19 protein-coding genes are annotated in these 23831 nt (G+C 70.9%); 12 read left to right on the top strand and 7 right to left on the bottom strand.

Features of this window, described 5'->3' with window-relative positions:
• The first annotated feature begins 5 nt into the window (after window positions 1-5).
• Window positions 6-2402 (top strand): hypothetical protein, encoded by a 2397-nt coding sequence (locus EZM51_RS15665; protein ID WP_136709251.1) that lies wholly within the window; start codon window positions 6-8, stop codon window positions 2400-2402.
• Window positions 2403-2583: 181 nt separating this feature from the next.
• Here the strand turns inward: EZM51_RS15665 and aceB are convergent, their stop codons facing one another.
• A complete protein-coding gene (aceB, locus tag EZM51_RS15660; RefSeq protein ID WP_136709250.1) occupies window positions 2584-4287 on the bottom strand; it encodes a malate synthase A in 1704 nt (567 codons plus the stop codon).
• A 107-nt stretch (window positions 4288-4394) separates the two neighbouring features.
• Window positions 4395-5717, bottom strand: coding sequence for an isocitrate lyase (gene aceA / locus EZM51_RS15655; protein WP_136709249.1), 1323 nt, complete (start codon window positions 5715-5717; stop codon window positions 4395-4397).
• A 327-nt stretch (window positions 5718-6044) separates the two neighbouring features.
• On the opposite strand from aceA, the gene EZM51_RS15650 reads away from it, so the two are divergent.
• From EZM51_RS15650 to EZM51_RS15630, 5 genes are all read left to right on the top strand, one after another.
• Window positions 6045-7229 carry an ABC transporter ATP-binding protein gene (locus EZM51_RS15650; protein WP_248305695.1) on the top strand — a complete coding sequence of 395 codons (1185 nt, stop codon included), beginning with the start codon at window positions 6045-6047 and terminating at the stop codon, window positions 7227-7229.
• A 100-nt stretch (window positions 7230-7329) separates the two neighbouring features.
• On the top strand, window positions 7330-8514 hold the full coding sequence (locus EZM51_RS15645) for a spermidine/putrescine ABC transporter substrate-binding protein (RefSeq protein WP_136709247.1): 1185 nt from the start codon (window positions 7330-7332) through the stop codon (window positions 8512-8514).
• A 7-nt stretch (window positions 8515-8521) separates the two neighbouring features.
• Window positions 8522-9457: an ABC transporter permease subunit gene (locus EZM51_RS15640; RefSeq protein WP_136709246.1), complete on the top strand. Its 936-nt coding sequence runs from the start codon at window positions 8522-8524 to the stop codon at window positions 9455-9457.
• Window positions 9454-10317 carry an ABC transporter permease gene (locus EZM51_RS15635; protein WP_136709245.1) on the top strand — a complete coding sequence of 288 codons (864 nt, stop codon included), beginning with the start codon at window positions 9454-9456 and terminating at the stop codon, window positions 10315-10317. The genes EZM51_RS15640 and EZM51_RS15635 overlap by 4 nt, the downstream gene beginning before the upstream one ends.
• Before the next feature lie 58 nt (window positions 10318-10375).
• Window positions 10376-12034, top strand: coding sequence for an amidohydrolase (locus EZM51_RS15630; RefSeq protein ID WP_136709244.1), 1659 nt, complete (start codon window positions 10376-10378; stop codon window positions 12032-12034).
• An 82-nt stretch (window positions 12035-12116) separates the two neighbouring features.
• Here the strand turns inward: EZM51_RS15630 and EZM51_RS15625 are convergent, their stop codons facing one another.
• Window positions 12117-12980, bottom strand: coding sequence for an NAD-dependent epimerase/dehydratase family protein (locus EZM51_RS15625; protein WP_136709243.1), 864 nt, complete (start codon window positions 12978-12980; stop codon window positions 12117-12119).
• 67 nt (window positions 12981-13047) lie between these two features.
• On the opposite strand from EZM51_RS15625, the gene EZM51_RS15620 reads away from it, so the two are divergent.
• Window positions 13048-13488 carry a helix-turn-helix domain-containing protein gene (locus tag EZM51_RS15620; protein WP_349236071.1) on the top strand — a complete coding sequence of 147 codons (441 nt, stop codon included), beginning with the start codon at window positions 13048-13050 and terminating at the stop codon, window positions 13486-13488.
• Between the two features lie 135 nt (window positions 13489-13623).
• Window positions 13624-15132 (top strand): helix-turn-helix transcriptional regulator, encoded by a 1509-nt coding sequence (locus tag EZM51_RS15615; RefSeq protein WP_136709242.1) that lies wholly within the window; start codon window positions 13624-13626, stop codon window positions 15130-15132.
• A 35-nt stretch (window positions 15133-15167) separates the two neighbouring features.
• Here EZM51_RS15615 and EZM51_RS15610 read toward each other — a convergent pair whose 3' ends face one another.
• On the bottom strand, window positions 15168-15713 hold the full coding sequence (locus tag EZM51_RS15610) for a PadR family transcriptional regulator (protein WP_136709241.1): 546 nt from the start codon (window positions 15711-15713) through the stop codon (window positions 15168-15170).
• Window positions 15714-15837: 124 nt separating this feature from the next.
• On the opposite strand from EZM51_RS15610, the gene EZM51_RS15605 reads away from it, so the two are divergent.
• The 3 genes from EZM51_RS15605 (at window position 15838) to EZM51_RS15595 (ending at window position 19058) form a co-directional block, all read left to right on the top strand.
• Complete coding sequence (locus EZM51_RS15605) at window positions 15838-16971, top strand: serine hydrolase domain-containing protein (RefSeq protein WP_136709240.1); 1134 nt, start codon at window positions 15838-15840, stop codon at window positions 16969-16971.
• Between the two features lie 282 nt (window positions 16972-17253).
• The gene (locus EZM51_RS15600) at window positions 17254-18702 is read left to right on the top strand and encodes an FAD-dependent oxidoreductase (protein ID WP_136709239.1); all 1449 of its coding nucleotides are present in this window, start codon (window positions 17254-17256) and stop codon (window positions 18700-18702) included.
• Window positions 18699-19058, top strand: a complete 360-nt coding sequence (locus EZM51_RS15595) for a cupin domain-containing protein (RefSeq protein ID WP_248305694.1) — start codon at window positions 18699-18701, stop codon at window positions 19056-19058. Before EZM51_RS15600 ends, EZM51_RS15595 begins: the two co-directional genes overlap by 4 nt.
• 43 nt (window positions 19059-19101) lie before the next feature.
• Here EZM51_RS15595 and EZM51_RS15590 read toward each other — a convergent pair whose 3' ends face one another.
• The 3 genes from EZM51_RS15590 to EZM51_RS15580 all read right to left on the bottom strand — a co-directional run bounded on the left by EZM51_RS15590 (window position 19102) and on the right by EZM51_RS15580 (window position 22073).
• On the bottom strand, window positions 19102-19857 hold the full coding sequence (locus EZM51_RS15590) for a helix-turn-helix domain-containing protein (RefSeq protein ID WP_136709238.1): 756 nt from the start codon (window positions 19855-19857) through the stop codon (window positions 19102-19104).
• A gap of 11 nt (window positions 19858-19868) precedes the next feature.
• A complete protein-coding gene (locus EZM51_RS15585; protein WP_136709237.1) occupies window positions 19869-20312 on the bottom strand; it encodes a VOC family protein in 444 nt (147 codons plus the stop codon).
• Between the two features lie 93 nt (window positions 20313-20405).
• Window positions 20406-22073, bottom strand: a complete 1668-nt coding sequence (locus EZM51_RS15580) for a PucR family transcriptional regulator (protein WP_248305693.1) — start codon at window positions 22071-22073, stop codon at window positions 20406-20408.
• A 91-nt stretch (window positions 22074-22164) separates the two neighbouring features.
• Here EZM51_RS15580 and EZM51_RS15575 point away from each other — a divergent pair, with 91 nt between their 5' ends.
• Window positions 22165-23649 carry a CoA-acylating methylmalonate-semialdehyde dehydrogenase gene (locus EZM51_RS15575; RefSeq protein WP_136709236.1) on the top strand — a complete coding sequence of 495 codons (1485 nt, stop codon included), beginning with the start codon at window positions 22165-22167 and terminating at the stop codon, window positions 23647-23649.
• The last annotated feature ends 182 nt before the right edge of the window (window positions 23650-23831 follow it).

Below are 23831 nucleotides of genomic sequence, written 5' to 3'. Positions count from 1 at the left end.
AAGCCATGACCGTGATGACGCCTGCCCGCGCCGCCCTCGTGCTCGCGCCGGCATCCGCCTTGATCCTGGCCTCCATACTGGCCGCGCCTCCCGCAACGGCGATCGGACTGGACTGCACCTGGACCGGTGCCGCCGCCGACGCGAACTGGTCGACTCCGGGGAACTGGACCGACTGCGCCGGCTCGGCCCCTGGGGCATCCGACACCCTCATCTTCCCGACCGGCCCCGCGGTCGTCGCCACCTCGAACGACCTCTTCGGCACGGTGTTCTCGAGCATCCGATGGGAGGGAACGGGGTACAGCGTTGCCGGCGCGCCCGTCGAGACGAACGCGTTCACGGTGGCGGGCGCAACGTCGCTGGTCGCCGACCTGATCGTGCACCAGTCGGCCGGAGAACACCTCGACCACGTGGCCGCCGATCTCACCATCGAACCGGGGCACGGGCTGACCTACGCGCAGGACCCCGGTGCCACCGCGATCCTGACGCTGTACGACGGCGCGATCGTCGACGGCCGCATCGGCGGCCCGGCCGAGCACCTCGTGGTGCGCGGCGATGGCACCCTGGCGCCCCGCGGCAATCAGTACGCGGGCGCGATCGCGATCGAGGACGACGTGACCCTGCGGTGCGGCGGCACCGACTGCGGACCCGACGCCGGCCCCCTGACCGTCGACGACGCCGCGACGCTGGAGTTCACCGCCGACACCGGTTTCCCCCGGCCTCTCGTACTCGGGACCTCGGGCGCGCTCGCACCGTACTCGCTCATTGCCGGGCCGCACGCCGTGTCGCTCGACGCGCAGGTGACGGTCGGCGCCGACGTGCGCGTGCAGGGCGGCACCGGCGGCAGCCCGCTGAGCTTCGCGGGCGGACTCGCCGTCGGCGACGGCACGCTGGGGCTCGACGGCGCCGCCGAGATCCCGCAGTTCGCGACGCTCACCTCCAACCCCGACGGCGAGCTGATCGTCGGCACCGAGCAGGGCGCCGGCACGCTGACGATCGCGGAGGGGCAGTTCGGCCACCTCGGCCGGACCTCGGTGAGCGGAGCGGGATCGGTGCTCACCGCGGGCGACGCGCTCGCGCTCGGGCCCGATGGCTCGGCGATCACGACGGCCGTGAACGGCGCCACGATCGGCACCGACGACACGATCACCCTCGACGAGACGATCCGCATCGATGCGACCTCGCGTATCGCGACGTCGGCGCCGACGGCGAGCCTGACGGTGAACGACCTGGAGCTCGACGGCGGCGGCCGGGTCGAGACCCTCGCGACGCCCTCGGCCATCAGCCTCGCCGGCGTCTCCGGAACCGGTCCGCTGCACCTGGCGAGCGCCGGCAGCGACGCGCCCATCCTCTTCGACCTCGGCGGAACCAGCGCCTACACGGGCGCGACCGTCGCCGAGACCGGCGTCATCGCCCTGAACCGCGACGACTCCGTCCCCGGTGACCTGCTCGTGCAGGCGGCGCACGTGACCACACGGCACACGGCTCATGACGAACTTCACGATCTCATCCCCGACACGGCGACGGTCACGATCGACGGCGGCGACGTCGTCGTCAACGACCGCGAGCGCGTTGGCGCCCTCGCCGGCGCGGGCGGTTCCCTGCTGCTGGTGGACGCGGCCTCGGAGTTCACCGTCGGCGGCGACGCGACGACCTCATGGGCCGGCGACCTTCGCGGCGGAGGCGGATTCGCGCACCAGGGCATCGGATCGCTCGAACTGAACGGTGATTGGGCCGACCTCGCCGCCGGGTCTCGATTGCTGGTGGCCGACGGCCGAGTCGATGTGCACGGCTCCTTCGCCCAGACGGATGCGACGGTGCAGGGAACGCTCGGCGGCACCGGCACGCTGCGCGGCATCGCCCTCGACGGAGGCGTGCTCGCCCCGGGCGCATCACCGGGCTGTCTCGCCGTGATCGACGAACTCGGCGGCACCGGCACGGTCGAGCTCGAACTCGGCGGCACGGAGCCCTGCGCGTTCGACCAGGTCGACGTCGACGTGCAGAAGCTCGCGACGGCGGAGTGGAGCATCGCGTTCGCCGACGGTTTCGTCCCGGTCGAGGGCGACCAATTCACGGTCGTCACGACGAACGGCGGGGCCGGGAACGACGCCGTGCCCGGCCAGCAGTTCACGGTCGACGGGGTGACCCTCGAACTCAGCTGGGACGGCACCGACATCGCGCTCAACGTGCTCGAGGTGCTCGGTTCTCCCGACGGTTCCGGCGAGGGCCCGGCGGGAGGTCCCGATGGCGCCGGCGCATCGTCCGGTGACACCGCCGCGCTCGCCTCGACCGGGGCCGACCCCGTGTTTCCGTTGCTGATCGCCCTGGTCGCGTTCGCGGGCGCCGCGGTCGCCGGAGCACTGCACCGTCGCCGGATGCGGCAGTCGCCGAAGCGAGCGTGGTGACCGCGGGGGTCGCATGATCCGGGCCGACTCACCGGCCAGGAGCCCCGGATGCCGCGGATCGACGTGTCCCTGCGGCATCCGGGACCGCAGGAGGATGGGCGCCATCCCCCCTGATGGGAGGGGATGGCGCCCATTCTCCTGCACGAGCTGAGGCACGAGCTGAGGCTCGGGCCGCGACGTCCTACAGGAACCGGGTGTACGCCGGGATCGTGAGGAACGTCGGGAACTCCGGCTCGAGCGCGACCGACCGGAACACCGAGATCGCGTCGTCGAAGCGGTCGCCGTCGAAGCGCGGAAGCTCGGCCACGGCCGCGGCCATGAGGCGCACGATCGACGTCTGGTCGATGCGCGTGCCCTCGGCCGTCACGGTGTTGTCGTGCAGCCACTGCCAGACCTGCGAGCGCGAGATCTCGGCGGTCGCGGCATCCTCCATGAGGTTGTCGATGGCCGCGGCGCCGACGCCGCGCAGCCACGACTCGAGGTAGCGGATCGCGATCGAGATGTTGTCCTGAACGCCCGCCTCGGTGACCTGGCCGCCGGCCGACGGGATGTCGAGCAGGTCGGACGCGGTCACGTGCACGTCGTCGCGGAGGCGATCGACCTGGTTCGGCCGGTCGCCGAGCACCGCATCGAACTCCGCCCGCGCCGTCGGGATGAGGTCGGGGTGCGCCACCCAGGTGCCGTCGAACCCGTCGCCCGCCTCACGGCGCTTGTCGGCCGCGACCGCGGCGAGCGCCCGCTCGGTGACCTCGGGGTCGCGCCGGTTCGGGATGAACGCGCTCATGCCGCCGATCGCGTGCGCCCCGCGCTTGTGGCACGTCTGCACGAGGAGCTCGGTGTAAGCGCGCATGAACGGCACCGTCATCGTGATCTGCTTGCGGTCGGGCAGCACCCAGCGACGGCCGCGCGAACGGAACGTCTTCACGATCGAGAAGATGTAGTCCCAACGTCCGGCGTTGAGGCCCGCGCAGTGGTCGCGCAGCTCATAGAGGATCTCGTCCATCTGGAACGCGGCCTGGATGGTCTCGATGAGCACGGTCGCGCGCACGGTGCCCTGCGGGATGCCGAGCGCGTCCTGCGCGAACACGAAGATGTCGTTCCAGAGCTTCGCCTCGCGGTGCGACTCGAGCTTCGGCAGGTAGAAGTACGGACCGCGACCCGCGGCGATGAGCGCCTGCGCGTTGTGGAAGAAGTACAGCCCGAAGTCGACGAGCGAGCCCGACGCGTGCATGGCCCGGCCGGCGCGGTCGTGGAACTTCAGGTGCTTCTCCACGAGGTGCCAGCCGCGCGGCCGCATCACGATGGTCGGCGTCTCGGTCGCGGTGACGCGGTACTCCTTGCCCTCGGGGCTCGTGTACTCGAGGTTGCCGCGCAGGAAGTCGAAGAGCGACAGCTGTCCCTCGATGACGTTCTGCCAGGTGGGGCTGGTCGCGTCCTCCTGGTCGGCGAGCCACACCTTCGCGCCGGAGTTCAGTGCGTTGATCGCCATCTTCCGATCGGTCGGGCCGGTGATCTCGACGCGTCGGTCCTCGAGGCCGGGGGCGCCGCCGGCGACCCGCCACGACGCGTCGTTGCGAATCCACTCGGTCTCTGGCAGGAACTTCGGGTCGCGCCCGTTCGCCGCGTCGACGCGGTTCTGCAGGCGGATGGCGAGCAGCTCGTGCCGGGTGTGCGCGAACCGGTCGTGCAGGTCGGCGAGGAATCGCAGCGCCCCGGGCGTGAGGATCTCGTCGTAGCGCTCGCCGAGCGGCGCGGCGACCTCGATGCGCGGTTCGACGGTCTGGAAGCTGCCGGTCGCGCGCCTGGGCTCGCTCGCGGTGCGGTCGGTGGGGGTGGATGCCGCGGCATCCGTTCGCTCGAGGGTCGAGCCGGTCGTGGGGTTCATGGTCGTCTCCTTGGAAACTCGGTCCCTGAGCCCGTCGAAGGGACGCGACGAGGCACGTACTCGCTTCGACGGGCTCAGCGAACTTCATCGGGCTCAGCGAGCCTCGGTCAGTGGTTGAACTGCTCTTCCTCGGTCGATCCGACGAGGGCGAGGGTGGCGCTGTTGGGGTTCAGCGCGGTGGCGATCTGGTCGAAGTAGCCGGTGCCGACCTCGCGCTGGTGGCGCGTGGCGGTGTAGCCGGATGCCTCCGAGGCGAATTCCGCCTCCTGGAGCTCGACGTAGGCGCTCATGTGACGCTCGCTGTAGTCCTTGGCGAGCGTGAACATGCCGTGGTTCAGCGAGTGGAAGCCCGCGAGGGTGATGAACTGGAACGCGTAGCCCATCGACGCGAGCTCGCGCTGGAACTTCGCGATCTGGTCGTCGTCGAGGTGGCGCTTCCAGTTGAACGACGGCGAGCAGTTGTACGAGAGGCGCTTGCCCGGGAACTTCGCGTGCACGGCCTCGGCGAACCGGCGGGCGAGGTCGAGGTCGGGCTCGGCCGACTCCACCCAGAGCATGTCGGCGTACTCGGCGTAGGCGAGGCCGCGGGCGATGACCGGCTCGATGCCGTTCTGCACGTTGTAGAAGCCCTCGGCGGTGCGCTCGCCGGTGACGAACGGCTTGTCGCGCTCGTCGTGGTCGCTCGTGAGGAGGGTCGCCGCGAGGGCGTCGGTGCGGGCGATGATGATCGAGGGCACGCCCGCGACATCCGCCGCCAGGCGGGCCGCGTTGATGGTGCGGATGTGCTGCGAGGTCGGCACGAGCACCTTGCCGCCCATGTGGCCGCACTTCTTCTCGCTGGCGAGCTGGTCCTCCCAGTGCACGCCGGCCGCGCCGGCCTCGATCATCTGTCCCATGAGCTCGTAGGCGTTCAGCGGGCCGCCGAAGCCGGCCTCGGCGTCGGCGACGATCGGGGCCATCCAGTCGCGATCGTCAGTACCCTGCTCGATCTGGCCGGCCCGCAGCAGCGCGTTGTTGATGCGGCGCACGACGGCCGGCACCGAGTTGGCGGGGTACAGCGACTGGTCGGGGTAGGTCTGGCCCGAGAGGTTGGCGTCGGCGGCGACCTGCCAGCCCGAGAGGTAGATGGCCTTCAGGCCGGCGCGCACCTGCTGCACGGCCTGGTTGCCGGTGAGGGCGCCGAGCGCGGCCGACCACTCCGGGTCCTCCATGCGCTCGAACGCGGTGCCGGTGTTCTTCTGGATGTCCTCCCAGAGCTTCTCGGCGCCGCGCTTGGCGAGGGTGCGCTCCTCGCGCACGGGGCCGCGCAGGGCGATGACGTCCTCGGCGGTGTAGTCACGACGGACGTCGGTCCACCGGGGGTTCGCGTCCCACTCGAGCTGCAGCTCGGCAGCGGTCTGGGTCTGGTCTCCGGGGCGGTTCGTGCTCATCGTGGTGCTCCTTCGGTGCAGCGGTGCGGATGTCTCGGTGTCCCGTTCGGCGTCTGATTCGGCGTCGCCCGGGCCTGTTTCCTCCATGCTGCGGGCCGCTGAGCACCCGCACCCGACGATTCGGGGGGTGAACTTCCGCGGTATTTCTGCGCCGCAGAACAACCGGGTCCTGCGGGGTCATTCGCCGACGCCTCGGACGAATCGTCGGGCTGGGCCCGATCCGGCGATGATCTGTCCCGACCGCGGTGCGGCGGATTGCACCGGCGAGCGGCCCCCACTTGAATGGCGGAACACGAAGAGGTGCGAACGAGCTGTGGAGGTCCCCACGTGACATCAGCCACGAGCGAGGACCTGGTGGATTCCTCGACCCGCGACGCGGAGGCGAAGGGCGCCGTCGTGCTCGACGGCGTGACCAAGCGCTACGGGCCGGCCGTCGCGGTGGACCGGATGTCCCTCACGATCGAGCCGGGCGAGTTCATCTCGCTGCTCGGTCCGTCGGGGTGCGGCAAGACCACGACCCTTCGCATGATCGCCGGATTCGAGCAACCTGATGAGGGTGACATCCTGATCTCCGGGCGCTCGGTGCGGGGCATCCCGCCGTACCGCCGCGACGTGAACACCGTGTTCCAGGCGTACGCGCTCTTCCCGCACATGTCGGTCGCGGAGAACGTGGCGTACGGCCTGCAGCAGCGCCGCACGCCGAGGGCGGCGATCCGCGAGCAGGTCGTCGACGCGCTCGACCTCGTGCAGATGCGCGGCTTCGCCGACCGCAAGCCCACCCAGCTCTCGGGCGGTCAGCAGCAGCGCGTCGCCCTCGCCCGCGCGCTCGTGAACCGGCCGTCCGTGCTGCTCCTCGACGAGCCGCTCGGCGCGCTCGACCGGCAGTTGCGCGAGGAGATGCAACTCGAGTTGAAGCTCCTCCAGTCGCGCCTCGGCATCACGTTCGTCTTCGTCACGCACGACCAGGGCGAGGCCCTGTCGATGAGCGACCGCATCGCCATCATGCGCGACGGGCGCATCGAGCAGCTCGCCGACGCCGACACGATCTACGCGCGGCCCGCGTCCGCGTACGTCGCGGCCTTCGTCGGACAGCAGAACTTCTTCCGCGGCACGGTCGTCGACGGCGGCACGGCGGTGGACTCGCCGCACGCGCGGGTGCGCGGCATCCGCGCCGAGCTGACCGAAGGGCAACAGGGGCAGGCGGCCGTCCGTCCGGAGTTCGTCGGGATCGCGGCGAATGCCCCGGGCGGTCGGGTCGCGGCCGGACCCGCCGACACCGTGAACACCGTGCGCGGCGCGGTCCTCGGCGTCGCGCACCTCGGCGAGACGATGCAGTACCTCGTCGGCCTCGGCGGCGACCAGAGCCTCATCGTTCGGCGGCCCACCCCCGACGCGCCCGACCTGGCGGTCGGCGATACCGCGGTGTGCACGTGGAGCGCCGAGAACGTGCTGCTCTTCCCCGCCGACGACGCGGCGAGCGCCGGCGGCTACGTCGCACCACCCACTCTCTGAGTCCATCCACCGATCACGACGGAGACCGACATGACCGAGCACCNGCTACGTCGCACCACCCACTCTCTGAGTCCATCCACCGATCACGACGGAGACCGACATGACCGAGCACCGCAACCCCGTCCGCATCCTCGCGAGCGAGAGCGCCGCGAAGATGATCCGCAGCGAACTCTCGCGGCGCCGGTTCCTGAGCTTCGCGGCGGCTGCGGGCGCCACGGGCCTCCTGGCCGCATGCACGCCCGGGGGCGGAACCTCGACCGCCCCCCAGGCCACCGGCGGCGCCCTCGAGGACGAGCTGTCGATCTACACGTGGGGCGACTACGACAGCCCCGACGTGCTCGCCGCCTTCACCGACGAGCTCGGCCCGCGGATCACGCTCGACTCGTTCGGCTCCAACGAGGAGCTCATCTCGAAGCTGGTGGCCGCGAAGGGCACGTCGGGCTACGACATCGTCGTGCCGACGGGCGTCTTCATCCCGCAGATGATCGAGAACGGCCTGTTGCAGGAACTGAACCTCGACCTCATCCCGAACCTCGAGTTCATGGACCCGGCGTTCCTCGGCCGCGCCTGGGATCCCGACAACGCGTACTCGATCTGCAAGGCGTGGGGTACGACGGGCTACGTCTACGACCGGACCGTCATCACCCGCGAGCTCGCGTCCTGGTCGGACTTCCTCGACGCCGCGCAGAACGAGGCGGCCGGCCGCACGAGCGTGCTCGACGACCCGGGCGACCTCACGGGCATCTACTTCTGGGCCAACGGCATCGACTGGAACACCACCGATGAGGCGGAGCTCGCGGCGGCCGAGGACTACCTCGTGAACACGCTCGCGCCGAACATCTCGGCCTTCGACTCGTATCCCGGCGGCGCGGCGATCCCGCAGGCCACCCACGCGCTGATGCAGGTGTGGAACGGCGACGCCCGCATCGGCATCCTCGAGAGCCCCGACCCCGACCGCTGGCAGTGGGTGCTCCCCGGCCCCGAGACCGAGATCTGGATGGACAACTGGGCGATCGCCGCCGGTGCGCCGAACCCCGAAGCGGCGCACGCGTTCATCAACTTCGTGCTCACGCCCGAGAACCAGCTCGAGCAGCTCGACTACATCGGCTACCACACGGGCGCGACGGGCATCGAGGAGGCGGCGGTCGACGCGGAGCTGCCCATGCTCGACCTCGTGTTCTTCACGCCGGAGCAGATCGAGACCATGCGCGAGGGGGAGGTGAACGAGGCACAGCAGCGTCGCGTCGACATCTGGAACAAGACCAAGGCCGCCGCCGGTGCGTAGTCGGCGGATGCCGAGCTTCGCCCTCGCGATCCCCGCGTGGGCGTGGCTGCTGGTCTTCTTCGTCGCCCCCGTGGCGATGGTGGTCTGGTTCAGCTTCGGATACAAGCCCGGCATCTTCGGCACGCACGCGAACGACGTGCTGTCGTTCGACCGCTATCTCGAGGCGCTGTCGCCCACGTTCTTCACGACGTTCCTGAACACGCTCTGGATCGGCCTCGCGGGCACCGCGCTGTGCCTGGTCATCGGGCTCCCGGTCGCGTACTGGATGGCCGTGAAGGCACCGCCCTCGAAGCGGGGCCTGCTCATCGCACTCGTCATGGTGCCGTTCTGGACGAACTTCCTCGTGCGCACGATCGGCTGGCAGGTGATACTCGCGCCCGAGGGCTGGCTCTCGTCGCTGTTGCAGGACCTCGGCCTCATCGCGGGACCGCTCGACATCCTCTACACCCGCACGGCGGTGCTCATCGGCGTGGTCTACAACTACCTGCCGCTCATGATCCTGCCGCTCTTCGTCGCGTTCGACCGGGTCGGCACCCCGTTGCGAGAGGCGTCGAAGGACCTCGGCGCCGATCGGTGGCGCACGTTCGCCCGGGTCACCCTGCCGCTCGCCCGGCCGGGCGTCATCGCCGGGGTGCTGCTCGTGTTCATCCCCCTGATGGGCGACTACATCACCGCCACCGTGCTCGGCGGCGCGAAGGGCAACATGGTCGGGCAGCTCGTGGCGAGCCAGTTCCAGACCGCGCAGAACTGGGCGCTCGGCTCCGCCATGGCGGTCATGCTCATCCTCGTGATCATGGTGACCGTCGCGATCGGTGCGCTCGTGGTGTGGCTCGTGACCCTGCCGTTCCGCATTCGCAACCGACTCGTCATCGGTGCGGCGAACGGCGGCGCACCCGCCGAGGCCCCGGCTCCCGCACGCGAGACGCAGGGGGTCGCGTCGTGACCCTTCGACAGGCTCGGGGACCGCGGAGATCGTGGTCGGATGTCGCCCTGAACGTGTGGGGCGTGCTCGTGCTCCTCTTCCTCTTCGCCCCGATCATCGTCATCGTCATCTACTCGTTCAACACGGGCCGGCTCCTCGTCGCCTGGAACGAGTTCGGATTCGACGGATTCCTCACCCTGCTCGAGAAGCCGGCGATCCGCGACGCGGTGTGGGTGTCGATCCAGACCGGCGCGATCGCGGCACTCGTCGCGACGGTGCTCGGCACGCTCGCGGGCATCGCGATGGCGCGGCATCCGGGCCGATGGGTCGTCTGGTTCATCGGACTGCTGCTGCTCGTGTCGGTGACCCCCGAGATCGTCGACGCCGTGGCGCTGCTGCCCTGGCTGGTGTTCCTCGGCCAGGACCTCGGCATCGGCCTCTTCAACGACGGCATCGTGCGGCTCGTGGTGGGCCACTCGCTGTTCTCGACGGCGGTGGTGTCGTACATCGTGCGCGCCCGGCTCGTCGGGCTCGACGCGCAACTCGAGGAGGCCTCGGCAGACCTCTACGCGAAGCCGTTCGCGACGTTCCGGCGGGTGACGCTGCCCCTGGCGATGCCCGCGGTGCTCGCGGGCTTCCTCCTCTCGTTCACGCTGAGCCTCGACAACACCGTCATCGCCGCGTTCGTGCAGGTGTCGGGCACCACGCCGTGGCCGGTGTACGTGCTGAGCGCCCTGCGCAGCGGACTCCGACCCGAGATCGCCTCGGTGTCGACCATCATGCTCGTGCTCACCCTGCTGGCGCTCGGCCTCGTCGCGTTCGTGCTGCGGCGGGCCGGCGACTCGGCGACGCAGATCGCGCGCACGATGACCGGCAACTGACCGGCGACTCACCGACACCTCACCGGCAACCGACCGACGACTCACTGAACGGAACCCGATGCCCCACGCCGACCTCGTCTTCACCGGAGGCCCCGTCTTCACTGCGAACACCGTGCGTTCGCGCGCGAGCGCCGTCGCCGTGCGCGACGGGCGGATCATCGCGGTGGGCTCCGAGCACGACCTGCACGACCTCGTCGGATCGTCGACCGAGGTGGTCGACCTGCGCGGCCGACTCCTCGTGCCCGGATTCCAGGACGCCCACGTGCATCCCGTGTGGGGCGGGCTCGACCTCATGCGCTGCGACCTGTCGGAGCTGTCGACCGAGGCGCAGTACCTCGACCGCATCGCGGCGTACTCGGCCGAGCACGCCGACGACGAGTGGGTGCTCGGCGGCGGATGGTCGATGTCGGCGTTCCCGGGCGGAACCCCGACGGCCGACGCGCTCGACCGGGTCGTACCCGACCGCCCGGCGTTCCTGCCCAACCGCGACGGGCACGGCGCCTGGGTGAACTCGGCCGCGTTGCGGCTCGCGGGCATCGATCGCCACACCCCCGACCCGGCCGACGGCCGCATCGAGCGCGACGCCCACGGGAACCCGACCGGCACCCTGCACGAGGGCGCGATGTCGCTCGTGAACCGGCTGCTGCCCGCGACGAGCCTCGAGACGCTCACCGAGGCGCTGCTCCTCGGCCAGCGGTACCTGCACTCGTTCGGCGTGACCGGCTGGCAGGACGCGATCGTGGGCAGCTACGGCGACGCCGGCGATCCGGGGCCCGCGTACGTCGCGGCCGCGGCATCCGGTCGCCTCACCGCGCGCGTCGTCGGCGCGATCTGGTGGGACCGCACGCGCGGACTCGAGCAGATCCCCGAGCTCGTCGAGAAGCGCGAGCGGTATCGCGGCGGCCGGTTCGCGGCGACGAGCATCAAGATCATGCAGGACGGCGTGGCCGAGAACTTCACCGCGTCGATGCTCGAACCGTACGGCGACGGGCACGGGCACGTCACCGACAACTCGGGCATCTCGTTCGTCGACCCGGCGGTCCTGAACCCGGCGGCCGCCGAGCTCGACGCCCTCGGCTTCCAGTTGCACTTCCACGCCATCGGCGACCGCGCGGTGCGCGAATGCCTCGACGCGGTCGAGCACGCGATCGCCGTGAACGGCCGGGGCGACCACCGCCACCACATCGCGCACATCCAGGTCGTGCACCCCGAGGACGTGCCGCGATTCCGCGAACTCGGCGTCGCGGCGAACATGCAATCGCTGTGGGCGGCGCTCGAACCGCAGATGGTCGAGCTGACGCTGCCGTTCCTCGGTTCCCCGCGCGACGCCTGGCAGTACCCGTTCGGCGACCTGATGCGGGCCGGCGCGGTGCTCGCGGCCGGCAGCGACTGGTCGGTGTCGACGCCCGACCCGCTCGCCGCCATCCACACTGCCGTGAACCGCACGGCCGCGCCGGCGTACACGGAGGGCGAGTACGGCCCGTTCCTGCCCGAGCAGGCCATCGACCTCGCCACGTCGCTCACCGCCTACACGGCCGGGTCGGCGTGGGTGAACCACCTCGACCAGGTCACCGGCACCATCGAGACGGGCAAGTTCGCCGACCTCGTGGTGCTCGATCGCGACCCGTTCGCGGGCCCGGCGTCCGAGATCGCGGCGACCCGAGTGCTGCAGACGTTCGTCGAGGGTGATCGGGTGTACGCGGCCCCCGACGCGTGACGATCGCTGCGGACGCGAACACGGCGACGGATGCCGCGGCCGCTCGCCGCGGCATCCGTCGCCCGTTATCCGTCGCCGGGTGCTACGCGGCCGTCGCGCGCGCCGCGCGCACCTCGTCGAGCACGCTCGTGTGCTCGGGCACCCAGCCGAGATCGCGCGCCCTGCCGCCGCGGGCGCGCTCGTCCATGAGCAGGGCGTCCGCGAACGCGGTGCCGAACCGGGCCCGCGTGGCGTCGACGGACTGGGCGACGACGCCGGCCGGTCCGGCCGCCGCCTCTGCGATCGCGCGCACGCTCGTCGGGCTGCCGTCGGATCCGATGAGGCGGCCGAGCGGCTCGGGGTGCTCGACGGCGAGCAGGTAGAGGCGGGCGAGGTCGTCGACGTGCACCCAGGTCCAGTGCTGCTCGCCGTCGCCGATGAGCGTGAGGGCCCCGCTTGCCGCCCGCGGGCCGTCGGTGATGAGGCCCAGCACGCCCCGACCGCGCCCGTAGACGACGCCGGGCGTGACGATCGCGGTCTGCACGTCCGAGGCGAGCAGACGCTCCTCGAGCGGCAGGCGCCACGCCATGAGCTCGGGCGCGTCGGGTGCATCGTCCTCGTCGATGTCCTCGCCGTCGCCGTAGATCCAGAGGCCGCTGGTGAGCACGAAGCGCTTGCCGGTTCCGGAGAACGAGCCGACGACGGTGTCGATGACCGACGCGTTGAACTCGGCCGCGCCGTCGGCCGGGGCGGCGGCGTGCACGGCGGCATCGACGTCGGCGAGCGCGGTGCCGAGCCACGCGGCATCCGTCAGGTCTCCGACGGCGGGCCGGGCGCCGCGGGCCGCGACGACGGCGGCGGCTTCGTCGTTGCGCACGGCGGCGACGACGTGGTGCCCGGCCTCGATGAGACGGTCGAGCACGGCTGATCCGATGTATCCGGTTGCACCGGTGAGGAGAATTCGCATGAATGGTACGGTATGGATTTGATACCGGTTACTTCAACGGAAGTTCCCCCGACGAAACCGAGGACCCATGTCGCCGACCGCCACCCTGCAGCCGCCCGGCGTCTCGATGACGGCCGGATCCGCCGCGGGCGAACCGTGCGACGTCGCCGAGGTCGACGTGCTCGACCCGAACTGCCCCAGCCGCATCGTGTTCGGCCGCATCGGCGAGCGCTGGACGATGTTCGTCATCCTCGCGCTCTCGGACGGGGCACTGCGGTTCACCCGGCTGAAGGCGCGTGTCGGCGTGGTCACCCCGAAGGTGCTCACCGAGACGCTCCGTGCGCTCGAGCGCGACGGACTCGTCTCGCGCGCCGAGTTCCACGAGTCGCCGCCCCGCGTCGAATACGCGCTCACGCCGCTCGGCGTCTCGCTCCTCGAGCCGATCCAGGCCATGCGCGAGTGGGCCGAGCGCAACGTGCCGGAGCTCCTCGCCTCCCGTGAGCGCGCGGCCGCGGCATCCGACGACTGACCGACGGAATTCCGCCACTCCTTCACCCGCGATCATGACCATCTGGGCCGGATATGCGGACCCACAGGTCCGCTTGGCAGAACTTCGCCACTTCTTCGGTTTGCGGCATCCGCTCGCCCGTGTGACCATCGAAACATGGTCATCGCAGATCCGATCGCTCGCACGGCCCTCTCGGCCGTCACCGTCGAGCCTGCGGACGATGGCGATGGCGTCGATGCGCTGACGCTCGGTCGCCGCATCCGCGAGCGCCGCACGGCCATCGGGATGACCCTCGGCGAGCTCGCCGCCGCCATCGACCGCGCGCCGTCGCAGGTCTCGGCCATCGAGAACGGCAAGCGCGAACCGCGGCTCTCGATGCTGCGCACGATCGCGCTCGCGCTCGGAACGACGGTCGACGACCTGCTGCGGGCGGATGCCCCGTCGGAGCGCGCCGCCCTCGAGATCGCCGTCGAGCGCGCCCAGCGCGGGCCGGTGTTCGCCGCGCTCGGGCTGCCGGCGTTCCGGGTCGGCAAGGGCCTCAACGACCAGACGCTCGAGACGATCCTCGCGCTGCACAACGAGATCGACCGCCTGCACCGCGAGCGCGCGGCGACCCCCGAGGAGGCCCGCCGGGCCAACGCCCAGCTCCGCGCCGAGATGCGAGCCCGCGACAACCACTATCCCGAGCTCGAGCAGAAGGCCGCCGAGCTCCTCGAGGCGGTCGGGCACGCCGGAGGGCCGGTGTCGCACCAGCTCGTCGCCGACATCGCGTCGCACCTGGGCTTCTCGCTGCACTACGTGGGCGACCTGCCGCACTCGACCCGCTCGGTCACCGACAAGCGCAACGGCCGCATCTACCTGCCGACGCAGAACTCGCCGTCGCGCGACTCGCGTTCGCCCATCCTGCAGGCGCTCTCGTCGCACGTGCTCGGCCACGAGGAGCCGCGTAGCTACGCGGACTTCCTGCGGCAGCGCATCGAGACCAACTACCTCACGGCCGCCATCCTCCTGCCCGAGGAGGCCGCCGTGCGCTACCTCACCGAGGCGAAGAACCTCCGCCGCATCTCGATGGAGGAGCTCCGCGACCACTTCGCGGTCTCGTACGAGACGGCCGCGCACCGGTTCACCAACCTCGCGACGGCCCGGCTCGACATCCCCGTGCACTTCATGAAGGTGCACGAGTCGGGCACCATCATCAAGGCGTACGAGAACGACAAGGTGCGCTTCCCGAGCGATGCGCTCGGCGCCGTCGAGGGCACCACGGTCTGCCGCTACTGGACGGCGCGCACGGTGTTCGACATCGACGACCGGTTCAGCCCGTACTACCAGTACACCGACACGCCCACGGGCACGTTCTGGTGCACGTCGCGCATCGAGAAGGCCAAGGAGGGCGAGTACTCGGTGTCGGTCGGGGTGCCGTTCGAGCACGTGAAGTGGTTCCGCGGACGCGAGACGCCGCACCGCTCGGTGTCGCGCTGCCCAGACGAGACGTGCTGCCGCCGCGCGCCGTCGTCGCTCTCGGAGAAGTGGTCGGATGCCTCGTGGCCGGCCGCGCGCACGCCGACCTCGTTACTCGCCGCGCTGCCGACGGGCACGTTCCCCGGCGTCGACCAGACCGAGGTGTTCCAGTTCCTCGAGGCGCACGCCCCGCACTCCGAGGAGTGAGAAGCGCCGCCGCTCCCCCTCCGCGAGCGGCCCCGTCACCCCGCGGTGCGCCGCCGTTCCTCCTCCGCGAGCGCCGCGAACCACTCGAGCCCCGCCCGATGCGCCATGAGCCCGTAGTCGAGCGTCGCGCGCCGGTAGCGGAACACGCGGCGGTACTCGCCCGGCACGTCGAGCGCGTCGATCTCCGCGGAGAACCGCTCGAGCGCCTCGAGCTCCCGCCCGATCGCCGCGACGATGTCGTCGAGCACGTCCGCACGCGTGGCGTCGTCGTCGACGAGGCCGAGGTGGAAGAGCTTCGAGAGCGCCGCGACCTCGAGGTCGCCGCCGGCCACGGGCGCGCGCATCCAGGCGTCGAAGGCATCGCGACCGGCATCCGTGATCGAGTACGTCTTCTTGTTCCGACCGCCCTCGATGCCCTCGACGAAGGTGACGTGGCCCTTCGCGAGCAGCGATCTGAGGGCGCTCTGCAGGCTGCCGTAGCTGGCGCGGTAGAACAGGGAGATGCCCTGCTGGAACTGCTTGTTGAGCGAGTAGAGGGTCTGCGGGCCGAGTAGCAGCAGCCCGAGGATCACGTTTCCCATGTGTTCGCCTCCCCGTCGTCAGCCACTGCCTTGTGCCGCTCCTCGAAATGATTGTATGCTCTGGAGCGCGATATACCTATTCGTGACATCACGGTTCGATATTTACTGAGAGGGAGCGTCCCCGATGGCGCCGACCGCACACCTCGACCCCGAGCGGTTCACCGCTGAGCTCGACCGGCACCTGGCTGCCGTCGCGCGTCGACGCGGCCCGCTCGGCGCCCCGCAGGTCGCCGTGCGCTCGTCCGACGGCGCGCTCGACTACCGCTTCGGCGATGCGACGCAGCGATTCCACGTCGCGAGCATCGGCAAGCTGTTCACCGCGACGCTGGTCATGCAGCTCGTCGAGTCGGGTGCGATCGTCGTCGAGACGCCGATCACCGAGCTGTTGCCCGCCGTGGAACTCCGCGACCTGTACGTGATCGACGGCGTCGACCTCGCGGACCAGGTCACGATCGAGCACCTGTTGACCCACACATCGGGGGTCGCCGATTACTTCGAGGGCCCCGTGCGGGATGGGCTCCCGTTCATCGATCTCGTGCTGGGCGAGCCCGACCACCTCTGGACGCCGGCCGAGCTGCTCGACTTCAGCCGCGAGCGACAGCGGCCCGTCGGCCGGCCGGGCGCGGGGTTCGGGTATTCCGACACCGGCTACATCCTCCTCGGCCGCATCATCGAGGAGGCCACCGGTCGCGGCTTCCACGAGGTGCTGCACGAGCGAATCCTCCACCCGCTCGGCATGATCGACAGTGCGCTCATGTTCCGTTCGCTGCCCGAACGCGACTACGCGGCCGCGCTCGCCGTCGGCGCTCCGACGACCGCGACCACCGCGGTGGCCACGATAGCGCCGTTCCGCCTCGGCCGTCAGGACGTGAGTCGCTTCACGAGCATGAGCTGCGACTGGGCCGGAGGCGGTCTCATCTCGACGCCGGGCGACCTGCTGACGTTCAACCGGGCCCTGCACGGCGGGCAGCTTCTCAGCGCCGAGAGCCTCGCGCACCTCGCTCGGGTGCGCCACCGGTTCCGTCCGGGCATCCACTACGGCGCGGGCATGATGGAGATCCGCCTCGAGGGGTTCATGCCGCTGCTGCGCGGCCTGCCGCGGCCGGTGGGGCACATCGGCATCCTCGCGACGCACCTGTTCCACGACCCGGTGCACGAGGTCGACGTCGTGCTGAACTTCGCGTCGACGCGCGAGATGGTCCGCAGCTTCCGCACCTTCATCCGCATCGAGCAGGCGCTGGCGCGCGCCTCCCGGTAACCGTCCGGCACTGACCGCGACCGCCCGCGTCGTTCCGGCGGTCGCCGCGTCGCCCGCCGCCTTCACGCCCCCTTCTGCGGATATACGATCCGCCACCCCGCGGATCCGGCCCGAAACCCGGCGCGCCGGATCGTATATCCGCAGTATCCGACGTTCGCAGTGCGGCGGCACCGGCGTCCGGGCAACGCGTCCGACGCCGAGCCGATCCCGGACAGCGCGTGGCTGGCGGCGACCGCGCACAACGCGGGAGGATGGGATGACACGACCGCGACAGGGGAACACGTGGGAACGACCGTCTTCGAACGGCGCCGGCCACCGGCATCCGTCATCGAGCACTCGCTCGCCGGCACCGAGCAGCGCGTCTTCTGGCTCGACGACGTCACCGCTGCGGCGAGGGCGCCACGCCCGGCACTCACGGGCGAGCGCGTCGCCGACCTCGCGATCGTGGGCGGCGGCTACACGGGCCTGTGGACGGCCGTGCTCGCCAAGCGGCGCAATCCCGAAGCGCACGTCGTGCTCGTCGAGGCGAAGACCGTCGGCTGGGCGGCATCCGGACGCAACGGCGGCTTCTGCGAGGCGAGCCTCACGCACGGCCGCGAGAACGGGCTCGCGCGCTGGCCCGAGGAGATGGAGACGCTCGACCGGCTCGGGCTCGAGAACCTCGACGCGATCGAGGCATCCGAGTCCGACTACGGCATGGACTTCGAGTTCGAGCGGAACGGTGCGCTGAGTCTCGCGGTCGAGCCGCACCAGGTGGAGTGGCTGCACGGTCAGATGGCGGATGCCGCGGCACGAGGTGATGACTCGGTGCGGTTCCTCGACCAGGCCGCCCTGCGCGCCGAGGTCGACTCCCCCACGTACCTGGCCGCCGTGTGGGAGACGCGCACGAGCGCGCTCCTGCACCCCGCGAAGCTCGCCGTCGAGCTCGCGCGCGTCGCGGAGGAACTCGGCGTCGAGATCTACGAGCGCTCCCCGGTGCGACGCATCGACACGCCGGGCTCGACGGGCGCGGTCACGGTCGTCACCGAGGGCGGCCGGGTCGTGGCGCAGCGCGCGGTGCTCGCGACGAACGTGTTCCCGAGCCTCCTGAAGCGCAATCTCCTCATGACGGTGCCGGTGTACGACTACGCCCTGATGACCGAGCCGCTCACCGACGACCAGCTGCGGTCGATCGGCTGGTCGAACCGGCAGGGGCTCGGCGACCTCGCGAACCAGTTCCACTACTACCGGCTCTCGCGCGACAACCGCATCCTGTTCGGCGGCTACGACGCGGTGTACCACTACGGCGGCCGCGTGCGCGCCGCCTACGAGCGCCGGCCCGAGTCGTTCGAGCGGCTCGCGAGCCACTTCTTCACGACGTTCCCGCAGCTCGAGGGCCTGCGCTTCACGCACCAGTGGGCGGGCGCCATCGACACGAGCACCCGATTCTGCGCATTCTTCGGCACCGCCCGCGACGGCCGGGTGGCCTACGCCGCCGGGTTCACCGGGCTCGGCGTCGCGTCGACGCGCTTCGCCGCCGAGGTGATGCTCGACCGGCTCGAGCAGCGCGACAACGAGCGCACGCGCCTGCGCATGGTGCGCGAGCGTCCGCTGCCGTTCCCGCCCGAGCCGGCCGCGGCCATCGGCATCAACGCCACGCGCTGGTCGCTCGACCGCGCCGATCACGAACAGGGGAGGCGCAACATGCTCCTGAAGACCCTCGACGCGCTCGGACTGGGGTTCGACTCGTGAGCGACGCGCCCCGCCTGCATCCGGGCGTGATCACGGATGCCGCGTCAATCACGCTCGAGCACGTTCCCGTCGACCCCGAGCAGGTCGTCGACGGCGCTCCCACGACCGGACACCTGGTGCTCGACGAGGCCGACGGCCGCACGGTGGGCGTCTGGGAGATGACCCCCGGCGCGATGCACGATGTCGAGGCCGACGAGGTGTTCGTCGTTCTCGCCGGCGCCGCGACGGTGGAGTTCGAGCATCCCGTCGCCGACCCGATCATCCTCGCGCCGGGCTCGGTCGTGCGGCTCGAGTCGGGGATGCGCACCGTGTGGACGGTACGGCAGACGCTCCGCAAGGTGTACGTCACGCCCTGACGGGCGGGCCGACTCGGGCGACATCCGCCGCTCCAGAACCGCCTCAGGCGACGGATGCCTCGGGCTCGCCCTCGTTCGCGGCAGACGAGTCGGGCGGGCCGACGGGGTCGATGCGGAACGTCAGCCGGAAGCGTTCGAGCAGGGCGCTGCCTCCGTCGAGGATGCTCACGCCGTCGGGCGGCCCCTTCACCGAGACGGCTCCGCGCACGCCCGAGACGAGGTCGCGGAACCCCGCCGGCGCGACGGCGAGTTCGAGCACGGCCTCGGGCGCGAGGTCGGGAATCGCGCGGCGCGGCTGCGGGAGGGCACCCGGACCGACGGGCGCGACGTCGAGCTCGCGGCCGGCGACGATCGCCGAGACCGAGACGTCGGCGACGTGCAGCACGTACTCGGTTGCCGGAAGCGCCGCCGCGGCATCCGGGCGAAACGCGGTGCGCAGCGCCACGGTCACCGCATCGGGCGTGACCTGCTCGCCGGCGCCGGGCTCGCCGAGCACCGACCACCCCCAGCGTTCGAGGGCGGCGACGACGGGTTCGAGCCCACGGCCGAGGGTGGTGAGCTCGTACCCGCCGCGCACCGTCGGCACGCGGCGGACGACGCCGGCCTCCTGCAACTCCTTCAGACGATCGCTGAGGATGTTCGTCGGGATGCGCGGCAGCCCGGCCTTGAGGTCGCCGTACCGGCGCGCACCGACGAGCAGGTCGCGCACGATGAGCAGCGCCCATCGGTCGCCGACCCGCTCGAGAGCTCGGGCGACCCCGCTGTACTGGCCGAAGCCGCGCGCCCCGCGTGTGGCCATGCGGTCGCCCGTCAGGCGCTGGTCGACTGGCTGGCCATGTACGCGTCGGGGCCCATCTCGGCGGCGGCGGGTTCCATGAAGAGGAACGACAGGTTGTTGCCGTCGGGGTCGTCGAGGTCGCGTGAGTACATGAACCCGTAGTCCTGCGCCGGGCGCGGCTCGCTGCCGCCGGCCGCGAGACCCTTCGCGAGCACGTCGTCGACCTCCTCGCGGGAGTCACGGGTCAGCGCGATCGACACCTGCGCCTGGGTCTTCGGGTCGATGATCTGCTTGTCGGTGAACGTCGACAGGTACTCGCGCGTCAGCACCATGAAGTAGATGGTGTCGCTGAGCACGACGCACGCGGCGTTCTCGTCGGTGAAGTTCGGGTTGATCGTGAATCCGAGCGACGTGTAGAACGCCTTCGACCGCTCGAGGTCGCTCGACGGCAGGTTCACGAAGATGCTGGTGGACATGTGCTGCTCCGTTTCGGATCGGTGGTGGATTCGTTCTCGATCCATAGCTTGCTCTTTGCAAGTGCACTTGTCAATAGCAAGTGAACAGGATCTTCAGCGTCGGACGCTCTGCCGCACGAGCAGCGCGAGATGCAGCGCGGTGAGCGATTCGCCATCGTCGAGATCGACGCCGAGCAGGTCGCCGATGAGCGTGAGGCGCTGGTAGAAGACCGAGCGCGACAGGTGGCTCGCGGCGGCCGCGGCCGTGCGGTTGCCGGGATGCGCGAGCAGCGCGCCGAGCACGTGCAGCAGGTCGCCGCCGCCACGCGCGAGGTCGTACTCGATGAGCGGCGCGAGCATGCGCTCGCTGTGCCGCAGCAACCGGTGGTCGTCGCGCAGCGAGGTCACCAGCCGCATGAGCGGACGATCGTCGGCACGCCGGACCACCGGCCCCCGGGCGCCGTGCGGCCGCGCACCGCGCGCGAGGTCGATCGCCTCCTGCAGCGAGCCGAGCAGTTCGTCGAGACCCTCGGCCGGCGAGCCGATCGAGAGCACGAGGCGGTCGGCGGATGCCGCGTCGCCGCCCACGAGCGCGGAGGCGAGGGTCGCCGCCTGGGCGTCGCCGAGATCGGCGGGAAGCGAGAGCAGCACGATGCGGGCGGGGCCGCGCGCGACGGAGTCGTCCGCCGCCGCGTCGATCGCCCGTCCGCCGAGCGTGCGCGCCGCGGCCTCCGCCGACCCGCTCGCGATGGGGGCTCCCGTGACGACGAGTCCGTGGAGCCGGGCGCCCTCGATCGGAAGTCCGGCCGCCTCGAGGCGTGCCGTCGCCCCGGCGAGGCCCGCGAAGCGCCCGGCGAGCAGGCCGTCGACGAGGCGCTGGCGACCGATGCGCACCCACTCGTCGGACTCGCCGTCGGCGAGCCGTCCGAGGGCGAGCGCGATCGCGCCCTGTTCGAGCACGCTCGCGCGGCCGGCGGGGTGCGCGGGCCCGGGCAGCGCGATGAGGTGCCCCCAACGGATGCCGCGTGCCTCGACAGGCACGACGAGCCACTCGTCGGGGCCCACCGCGACACCCCGGCGGCGGCGCTCGGCATCATGCCGGTGCGCGAGGCGCGATCTCGCCTCCCAGGTCGCGAACACGTCCTCCTCGGCGGCGGGCGGCACCTCGGCGGCGACGACCTCGTGCGCGAGGTTCTCGAGCACCACGGCCGCGCCGAGCGTCTGGGCGAGCTGGTGCACGATGAAGTCGGCGGGCGAGCCGCGCAGGCTCAGCGCGGTGAAGCGCTCGCGCACCTCGTCACGCGCCCGGAGCGCCGCGGTCTGCTCCGAGATGATGCGGCTGTGCACCGCCTCGGTGAGGGTCACGAACTTCACCTCGCGGTGCAGCGCGACGAGCGCGAGCCCGTGCTCGCGGGCCGCGGTCTCGACGACCGCCGGCACGTACCGGTAGTGCACGCCGAGCTCGAGCACGAGGCCGGCCAAGCCGGCCTCGACGAGGCCCGCGATGAATGCTCCGAGCTCGGCCGGGTCGGTCGGCCAGCCGGAACCCGTCGAGAGCAGCAGCTCGCCGCCGTTGAGGAGCCGGGCGACGCCGGCGCTGTCGGAGACGTGAACCCAGCGAATGCGGGCATCGAGCGCGTCGTCGCCCGAGAGCACCTCGGGCACGCCCTGCGCGACGGCCTCGAGCGTGAGGATCTCGCGCACCGTGGGGAGGCCGTCAGCGTCGGCGAGGGGACCCGAACGATCCGTTCGAAACGACTCGTCTTCGCGACGTTCTGCCATCTGGCGGGCCTCTCTGCCTCTGCAATGCTGGGAGCATCAGTCTAGACGACGGTCCGGGCAATCTGTCCGACTCCTCCGGAAGGAACACTTCATGAGCCTCATCCGACACGTCATCGCCGGCCGCGAGGTCGCCGAAGCGGAACGCACGGGTCCCGTCTACAACCCGGCGACGGGCGTGCAGCAGCACGAGGTCGCGTTCGCCTCCGCCGCCGAGGTCGAGCAGGCGATCGCCGCCGCGAAGGCGGCGCTGCCCGGCTGGCGGGCGATGGGGCTCGTGAAGCGTGCCGACGTGTTCTTCAAGCTGCGCCACCTCCTCGTCGAGCGGCAGGGCGAGCTCGCCGCGATCCTCACGAGCGAGCACGGCAAGGTGCTGTCGGATGCCGCGGGCGAGATCTCGCGCGGCATCGAGAACGTCGAGTTCGCCGCCGGCCTCGTGCACCTGCTGAAGGGCGAGCACTCCGAGCAGGTCGCCCGTGGCGTCGACGTGCACTCGGTGAAGCAGCCCGTGGGCGTGGTCGGGGCGATCACCCCGTTCAACTTCCCGGTCATGGTGCCGCTCTGGATGGTGGCATCCGCCATCGCCTGCGGCAACACCGTGGTGCTGAAGCCCTCGGAGAAGGACCCCAGCGCGTCGGTCTTCCTCGCGAAGCTCTTCCAGGAGGCGGGCCTGCCCGACGGCGTGCTCAACGTCGTGCACGGCGACAAGGTCGCGGTCGACACCATCCTCGACTCCCCCGACGTGCGAGCGGTCTCGTTCGTCGGTTCCACGCCCATCGCGAAGTCGATCTACGAGCGCGCGTCGGCGAACGGCAAGCGCGTGCAGGCGCTCGGCGGCGCGAAGAACCACATGGTCGTGATGCCGGATGCCGATCTCGAGGGCGCGGCCGACGCCGCCGTCTCGGCGGCCTACGGCTCGGCCGGCGAGCGCTGCATGGCCGTGTCGGTGCTCGTCGCCGTCGGCGACGTCGCCGACGACCTCGTCGAGGCGGTGCGTTCGCGCATGGGCTCGCTGAAGATCGGCGACGGCACGGATGCCTCCAGCGAGATGGGTCCCCTCATCACGCGCGAGCACCGCGACAAGGTCGCCTCGTACGTGACCGGCGCGGGCGCCGAGGGCGCCACGGTCGTGGTCGACGGCACGCAGCAGGAGTTCGACAACGACGGATTCTTCGTCGGCGTCTCGCTCATCGACCACGTGAAGCCGGGCATGAAGGTCTACGAGGACGAGATCTTCGGGCCCGTGCTCTCGGTCGTGCGCGTCGAGACCTACGAGGAGGCGGTCGCGCTCATCAACGCGAACCGGTTCGCGAACGGCGTCGCGATCTTCACGCGCGACGGCGGCACCGCCCGCCGGTTCGAGTTCGACATCGAGGTCGGCATGGTCGGCGTCAACGTGCCGATCCCCGTGCCGATCGGCGCGTACTCGTTCGGCGGCTGGAAGAACTCGCTGTTCGGCGATTCGCACATCTACGGCCCCGAGTCGGTGCACTTCTACACGCGCTCCAAGGTGGTCACGAGCCGCTGGCCGAACCCGTCGGAGTCGCAGATCAACCTCGGCTTCCCGTCGAACCACTGACCCCTGCCGCCTGTCCAGAATTCAGGAACGGCTCTGTCCAGAATTCAGGAGCGTGGGGCGGATGCCGCCGGTCACGACCAAGTTCTGGCACACCGCGGCATCCGCTGCTCGCTCATTTCCTGAATTCTGAACACCGATACCTGCGGTTCCGAGCAGCCCTTCCTGAATTCTGAGCACTGAGA

This window comes from Agromyces sp. H66 (assembly GCF_004959775.1).
GTDB lineage: Bacteria > Actinomycetota > Actinomycetes > Actinomycetales > Microbacteriaceae > Agromyces.
This window is presented reverse-complemented; position numbering and strand designations above follow the sequence as displayed.